This is a genomic window from Eudoraea sp., from assembly GCF_049665975.1.
GTDB lineage: Bacteria > Bacteroidota > Bacteroidia > Flavobacteriales > Flavobacteriaceae > Eudoraea.
Window position 1 is genome coordinate 1 of the sequence record NZ_JBATGR010000211.1, and the last position, 7079, is coordinate 7079.

Here is a 7079-nt window from a genome sequence, read left to right on the forward strand (position 1 = left end):
GAACATTTTTCCACTTCCGAAGAGATCCCCAACCACATTCATCCCTTTCATTAAATGGCCTTCAATTACCTCAATAGGCTTAACGACGGCCAACCTTGCTTCTTCCACATCTGATACAATGTATTGATCTATTCCCTTTACCAAAGCCCGGGTAATTCTTTCCTGAAGTGGATCTTTTCGCCATGAATCATCCGCTTTGTTATCCTTTGCTTTACCAACCACAGTTTCAGCAAAATCGAGTAGACGTTCTGTGGCGTCATCCCTTCTGTTTAAAATGACATCTTCTACCCTATCCAATAAATCTTTTGGAATATCGTCGTAGACTTCAAGTATGGCAGGATTAACAATTCCCATATTCATTCCGGCCTGAATAGCATGGTACAAGAAAACCGAATGCATTGCCTCACGAACAGGTGTATTGCCTCTAAATGAAAAAGACACGTTACTCACCCCCCCGCTAACACTGCAATAAGGGAGATTTTTCCGAACCCAGGCAGTAGCTTCAATAAAATCTACCGAATTCTGTTTGTGTTCATCCATTCCGGTTGCTACAGGAAAAATATTAAGATCAAAAATGATATCTTCCGGCGGGAAATTCACCCTATTTACCAATATATCATAAGATCGTTTGGCTATTTCAATACGTCTCTCAAAATTATCTGCCTGCCCTTTTTCGTCAAATGCCATTATTATAACAGCTGCACCATAAAGTCGGATTAATTTTGCCTGACGAATAAATTCTTCTTCTCCTTCCTTTAAACTAATGGAATTGACAATACATTTTCCCTGAACAAGTTGCAATCCGGCTTCAATAATCTCCCATTTGGAACTATCTATCATTATTGGAACACGTGCTATGTCTGGCTCGGCCATTACCAAATTCAAAAACCTGATCATGGCTTGCTTCCCATCAATCAGGCCATCGTCCATATTTATATCAATAATCTGGGCTCCACCTTCCACCTGGTGCCTGGCTATTTCCAGGGCTTCTTCATATTTGTCTTCTTTAATTAATCGAAGAAACCTTCTTGAACCAGCAACGTTAGTTCTTTCCCCAATATTTATAAAATTGCTGTCTGGAGTAATAACCAGTGGTTCCAGACCAGCCAGCTTAAGAAATCTTGGTTGCGCTATGGGGTCAATACCAGTACCCAGTTCATTGTCTGAATTCAATTGTATGTTGTTTGTATTTTTCATTTTTTACAATTGAACCCCTTCTGTATCAGAAAAAATAAATTTTCTGGGTTTATAATCCTTTGCCAGCTCAGCAATTGCTGTAATATGCGCAGGAGTTGATCCACAGCATCCACCAATTATATTTACCAGGCCTTTATCAAGATATTCCTTAATTTGTTCAGCCATCTGATCAGGTGTTTGATCATAAGCTCCAAAAGCATTAGGTAAACCTGCGTTAGGATGTGCTGAAATAGCAGCTTCTGTGCGAACTGCAATTGCATCTAGATGGGGAACTAACTGCTTTGCTCCCAAAGCACAATTAAATCCGACAGATAAAAGAGGAATATGAGTTATAGAAATTAAAAAAGCTTCTGCGGTCTGGCCGGATAAAGTTCTGCCTGATGCATCCGTAATGGTTCCGCTAACCATAACCGGAGTATGAATATTACGTGCCTGTTTTACCTCTTCAATGGCAAAAAGTGCCGCCTTTGCATTTAGTGTGTCAAAAATTGTTTCTACCATCAGAATATCAACTCCACCATCTAATAAGGCCTCCACCTGTTCTTTGTAAGCCAATCGTAGTGTCTCAAATGAAACTGCCCTGAAACCAGGGTCATTTACATCAGGTGACATACTTGCTGTTTTATTGGTTGGTCCTATACTCCCAACCACGAATCTGGGTTTATTTGGTTCTCTTTTAGTAAATTCTCCGGCTACCTGCTTAGCTATTTTGGCAGACTCATAATTAAGTTCATATACTAAATCTTCCATATGATAATCAGCCATTGCAATTGAAGTGCCTGAAAATGTATTCGTTTCCACAATGTCTGCCCCGGCTTCAAAATATTTCCTATGAACTTCGGCAATGGCTTCTGGCTGGGTTAGGGTCAATAGATCATTATTGCCTTGTAGTGGATAAGGCCAGTCTTTAAAACGGTTTCCCCTAAAATCTTCCTCCGTAAATTTATACCGCTGAAGCATAGTGCCCATTGCACCATCCAGTATCATTATCCGCTGCTTTAGTATATCCTGTATCTTCTTCATATGTTTCCTTTTTTTAGGATTTACATCGCTTCAATTTTCATGTTTGCCCCAACTAACTTTAACCTTTAGAAAAGGTGTAATGACACATCTGTTTATTAAATGCGATTGTCGGACTATTCTATAAATATTATCAAGAAAAATAGGTAAAGACATATAGCCTTTTCTTTGTGTTATCTAGCCTTAGTTGCCATAACAAGGCAGCATAGAGGTAGAATGTAGCACCTTCTTTATAGTTAAAGGGTTGCTAAGGCTTCAACGGGTCTCGTCCCTCCACCTTTCTTGATAACAATGTCAATTTTGTAATGAACTGGCACAAAGAAACGCCACGTGTCATTTAAAAACAAGGAAAATGTACTTTTTTGTTTTATTTACTGTCATCCGACTTTTTAAGTGCTACCTTTTTAAAGATAGTCTGCAAATAAGTGGAAAAATAATTATTCTTCAATATTTGAAATCAGGGTTTCTGTTACTTCATTCATTTTATCTACCTTATGTTCAAAATTTCCTTTAATTGTTTTTCGATATGTATTTAGATTCTGAACCATACGGCTAATATCTTCAGGTATAACCTCTTCAAAAAATTGCCTCAACCTCTTTGCTGTTGTGGGAGATTTTCCATTAGTAGATATGGCAATCTTAACATTACCCTTGGTTACAATACCGCCCATATAAAAATCACAGAAAGGAGGGTTATCAGCAACATTTACAAGTTTATCTATACTTCTGCAGTCAGTATAAACCTGAATGTTTATATCAGGTTTGTCTGTCGTAGCAATAACCAAATGTTTCCCATTCAGAAATTCTGTATTGTAAGCGGATCTTATAAGTTCCACATCATAATTCATGGCTAACTTCAAAGTGTCTTCCCGAAACATAGGCGATACCATGGTGATCTTCGCATCCGGACTGGACTTAATTAAAAAGGATAATTTTTCTTCCGCCACATTACCCCCGCCCACAATCAAAATATGGAGAGTTTGCGTTTTAAGAAAAATAGGGTATAAATTATTCCTTTCCATTATTCTGCATTTTGAAATTCATATTGGTGGCTTATCTGAATTATTTGGTTTCGATGCCTTACCACTTCGCCTATGATTATGATTGACGGGTTGGTTAATTTTTGTTCTCGGACTATACTTTCTATAGTTTCAATTGTTCCAATACCAACTTGTTCATCTTCTTTTGTTCCATTCTGAATAATTGCTACAGGAATGTCTGATTTGTTTTCTTTGATAAATAATTCTACTATAGCCGAAAGTTTTGACATACCCATTAATATAACCACTGTTGCATTCGATTTGGCAGCGAGGTGAATATCTCCTGAGAGTTTATGTTCTTTGGTAGTGCCTGTTATCACCCAGAAACTCTCTGCAGAACCTCGTTTCGTAACCGGAATATTTTGAGATGCGGGAACAGCAATGCACGAGGATATTCCAGGAACCATTGCCACTTCCAGACCATACTTAGCTGCATAAGTCATTTCCTCTGCACCCCGGCCAAAAACAAAAGGATCACCACCTTTTAAACGCACAACATGTCCCCGGCTTTGTGCTCTTTGCACTATTACTTCATTTATCTGATCTTGCTGAAAGGCATAGCAACCTTTTCTCTTGCCTACAAAAATATGCTCTGCTTTAGAGGCATATTCTAATAGGGCTTTATCCACAAGAGCATCATAAAGAACCACATCAGCCTCCTGCAATGCATTAATTGCCTTTAAGGTGATGAGCTCCAAATCACCGGGACCAGCACCTACAACCGTTAATTTTGCTCTTTTATGCATTTATTAGTTCAAGTTCTCTGTAAGATTCTACCTTTTTCAAAAAAATCTCAGCATCAGCCAAATACCTTTTAGCAAAACCCTTTGAAGGTTCATTTTTGTTTAATTGCAGCACCAAATCACCAAATGTTGAATTCAGCTCTATTTTCCCATTTTCAATAAAATAAGTGTTGAAGTCCTCTATTATACTTGAATGGGTATTTGTTTTAGTTTTTTCTGCGGTTAATAGTGCTTTTGCCGTATTTACCAATGAGGAATATGAAAAATAAATACTAGCCGCCCATTTTTGTTCGTTAATAGCTTCTTTGGCATTTTTAATTTTTTCATCACTTTCAAACAACAATGTGGCGATCAAATCTATAACCACTCCTGCACACTCCCCTATTCCTATTGCTTTTTGATACCGTTTATTGCTCCCCCAATCCAAATAATCCTCATGAGATAAATTTTCTATATCAGCAAGTGGCTTGAGGAGATCATAAAAATAATACTCCCCTTTTTGCGCATAATAAGATTCATAAGACGCTCCCTTACCATTGGTCTCAAAATCATTGAGTATTTGCCTGAGTGCTTGAGGGCCCCGTTTACTTGGAATCTTAATAACCTTATCTGCAAATAAACCATGGCCGTCTCCTATATTCCCGCCTCCGAGTAACACCTGCAAAGCCGGTGCCACCAACTTTTCCTTTGTTCGTACAGACATTCCCTGAAAGCCTATATTAGCCATGGTATGTTGACCACAAGCATTCATACAGCCACTAATTTTTATGACCACATCTGCATTATTTACATATTGCGGGTATTCTTCCCTGATAACACGCTCTAATTCCGCAGCAATTCCCGTGCTGCTTGCAATTCCAAGGTTGCAGGTATCTGTACCCGGACAAGCAGTAATATCTATTGCCTTATTATAGCCGGCATCTGCTAATCCCATTTTCTTAAGCTCGGTATAGAAAAATGGAATCAGGGATTCCTTTACATAGGGAATTAATATATTCTGTCTTAATGTTAAGCGAATTTCACCTGCCGCATACTTTTCAATCAAATCGGCCAGCAATCTGGCTTTTTCTGTATCAAAATCTCCTAACATTACCTTTATCCCAACAGCCACAAATCCAGATTGTTTTTGTAAAACCAGATTGGTTGTTTTCCATTGTTCAAAAGATTTAATATCCTCTATAATTACTTTCGGAGCCTTCTTATTTGTAACAGCCACCTTAGGATAAGCACTACTGTTAATTGGATACTTTTTAAATGGGACCGCCTTCTTTTCTGCAATTAATAATTCTTTAAAGGCTTCAAGGCCCAAATCTTTTAAAAGAAATTTTAATCTTGCTTTAGCCCTGCTCTTTCTTTCACCATACCTGTCAAAAACTCGAACTACAGTTTCCATCATAGGTATTATTTCATTGGCAGGAAGAAAAGTATATAGCTCATCTGCATGACGAGGTTGCGAACCCAGCCCCCCACCCAACATTACCTTAAAACCTTCAACACCATCCCGCATTTTTGCAATAAATCCAAGGTCGTGCATATAAGAAAGTCCAGTATCTGTATCATTGGAAGAAAAGGAAACCTTAAACTTACGGCCCATTTCCTGACCTATCGGATTTCTTAAAAAATATTCGAAAATAGCCTGAGCATGTGGTGAAACATCAAATGGTTCATCCATGTCTATTCCGGCTGTTTCACTTGCCGTGACGTTCCTAACGGTATTCCCACATGCTTCTCTGAGTGTTACTGCATCCTTCTCCAGTTGTGCCCAAAGTTCCGGGGTGCGCTCCAAGTCAACATAATGTATCTGAATGTCCTGCCGGGTTGTGATGTGCAACCTTCCTGTAGAATACTCGTCTGCAACATCCGAAATTCCGCGTAATTGCCTTGAACTTACTTTACCATAAGGTAATTTAATACGTATCATTTGAACTCCGGGTTGTCTTTGTCCGTATACCCCTCGGGCAAGCCGCAGACTTCTGAATTTTTCCTCATCAACAGAACCTCCTTTGAACTCTCTGATTTTTTTCTCGAGCTCAATGATATCCTTCTCTACAATGGGGTTTTCTATTTCCGTTCTAAAACTTTGCATAATATTTTTTCCTATTATTCCTATGTATTTAATAGGTTATATTAAAATAAATGATCGTTGTTAATATATTTCGATTACTCTGCAGACCGGTGGTAAGTTTTTTTTGCGTTTTAGGTGTGTATACCGCACTCCCTGTTTTCTAAAACCTTGGTCGGGTCAAAATAGTTGTGTTCGTTAGGCAGGCCTCGTTCACTTAAATAAGCATCCAGGCGTGTATCATTCCAATGGTAAAACGGGCTTACCTTTAGGACTCCTCCCTCACCCAGACTTAAAATGTTTAATGAGTCTCTTAATGCAGTCTGGCCTTTTCTAAGGTTTGTAAACCACACGTCCGGTTTGTGCTCAGCCATTGCCCGTCTGAAAGGTTCTAGTTTTACCTGCTCTGTAAATTCTTTATGCCTGGGGTCATCAATATCAGGAATTCCCATTACCGCATCTCTATGTGCCGTTGTCTGTCTGGGGACAAACAATTTAATATTTAAATTCAAACCAGAGATTAATTCTTCCGCATGCTTGTAGGTGTTGGGTGTATTATATCCGGTATCACACCAGATTACAGGAATATCCGATTTAACCTCGGTAACCGCATTTAATATGGCTACTTCATATGGTCTGAAATTAGTGGTAACGACAGATTTAGAACCATAAAGAACTGCCCATGAAATTATTTCTTCGGGAGGTATTCCTCTAAAATGATTATTCAAATGTTCAATATCCTGCGTAGACAAACTCATATCCTAGTTTTTTAAAATTAAAATTACCTTCCCCATTTAATGGTGTTCCACAATCTTTCATGTGAAAAATACAAGACCATCTTTGTGACCAATTCTACTAATCCAATGGAAAATGCCAGCGAAAGTGTACCAGTAATAATCCATGATATTATTATGGTATCTAAAGTTCCGATAGCCCGCCAGCTAATAGACTTGGCAATACTTCGTTTTGGTTGCTCCGAAGCGTTATCTTTATTATAATTGCTGTTGGCTGGTTCCT

The 7079-nt window shown here is 38.5% G+C and carries 7 protein-coding genes and 1 riboswitch; all 7 genes read right to left on the reverse strand.

Annotated elements, in window-relative coordinates; translation table 11 throughout:
• Positions 1-1197, reverse strand: a 1197-nt coding sequence (locus WBN20_RS07980; RefSeq protein WP_424281307.1) for a dihydropteroate synthase, incomplete at its 3' end; no start/stop codon positions are given.
• 3 nt (positions 1198-1200) lie between these two features.
• A complete protein-coding gene (locus WBN20_RS07985) occupies positions 1201-2220 on the reverse strand; it encodes a homocysteine S-methyltransferase family protein (RefSeq protein ID WP_424271763.1) in 1020 nt (339 codons plus the stop codon).
• Positions 2221-2387: 167 nt separating this feature from the next.
• Positions 2388-2509: riboswitch (SAM riboswitch) on the reverse strand.
• 145 nt (positions 2510-2654) lie between these two features.
• The gene (locus WBN20_RS07990) at positions 2655-3239 is read right to left on the reverse strand and encodes a precorrin-2 dehydrogenase/sirohydrochlorin ferrochelatase family protein (RefSeq protein ID WP_424281308.1); all 585 of its coding nucleotides are present in this window, start codon (positions 3237-3239) and stop codon (positions 2655-2657) included.
• Positions 3239-4003: a uroporphyrinogen-III C-methyltransferase gene (gene cobA / locus WBN20_RS07995; protein WP_424281310.1), complete on the reverse strand. Its 765-nt coding sequence runs from the start codon at positions 4001-4003 to the stop codon at positions 3239-3241. The genes WBN20_RS07990 and cobA overlap by 1 nt, the downstream gene beginning before the upstream one ends.
• Positions 3996-6086, reverse strand: a complete 2091-nt coding sequence (locus WBN20_RS08000) for a nitrite reductase (protein ID WP_424281311.1) — start codon at positions 6084-6086, stop codon at positions 3996-3998. Before WBN20_RS08000 ends, cobA begins: the two co-directional genes overlap by 8 nt.
• A 110-nt stretch (positions 6087-6196) precedes the next feature.
• Complete coding sequence (locus tag WBN20_RS08005; protein WP_424271684.1) at positions 6197-6820, reverse strand: phosphoadenosine phosphosulfate reductase family protein; 624 nt, start codon at positions 6818-6820, stop codon at positions 6197-6199.
• A 23-nt stretch (positions 6821-6843) separates the two neighbouring features.
• A partial coding sequence (locus tag WBN20_RS08010) for a DUF2061 domain-containing protein (RefSeq protein ID WP_424281312.1) occupies positions 6844-7079 on the reverse strand: 236 nt, incomplete at its 5' end.

What these genes read in the sequence shown, in the direction of transcription:
- cobA (WP_424281310.1), bottom strand. Translation starts at nt 4,003, where the DNA reads ATGCATAAAAGAGCAAAATTAACGGTTGTAGGTGCTGGTCCCGGTGAT.
- WBN20_RS08005 (WP_424271684.1), bottom strand. Translation starts at nt 6,820, where the DNA reads ATGAGTTTGTCTACGCAGGATATTGAACATTTGAATAATCATTTTAGA.
- WBN20_RS07985 (WP_424271763.1), bottom strand. Translation starts at nt 2,220, where the DNA reads ATGAAGAAGATACAGGATATACTAAAGCAGCGGATAATGATACTGGAT.
- WBN20_RS08000 (WP_424281311.1), bottom strand. Translation starts at nt 6,086, where the DNA reads ATGCAAAGTTTTAGAACGGAAATAGAAAACCCCATTGTAGAGAAGGAT.
- WBN20_RS07990 (WP_424281308.1), bottom strand. Translation starts at nt 3,239, where the DNA reads ATGGAAAGGAATAATTTATACCCTATTTTTCTTAAAACGCAAACTCTC.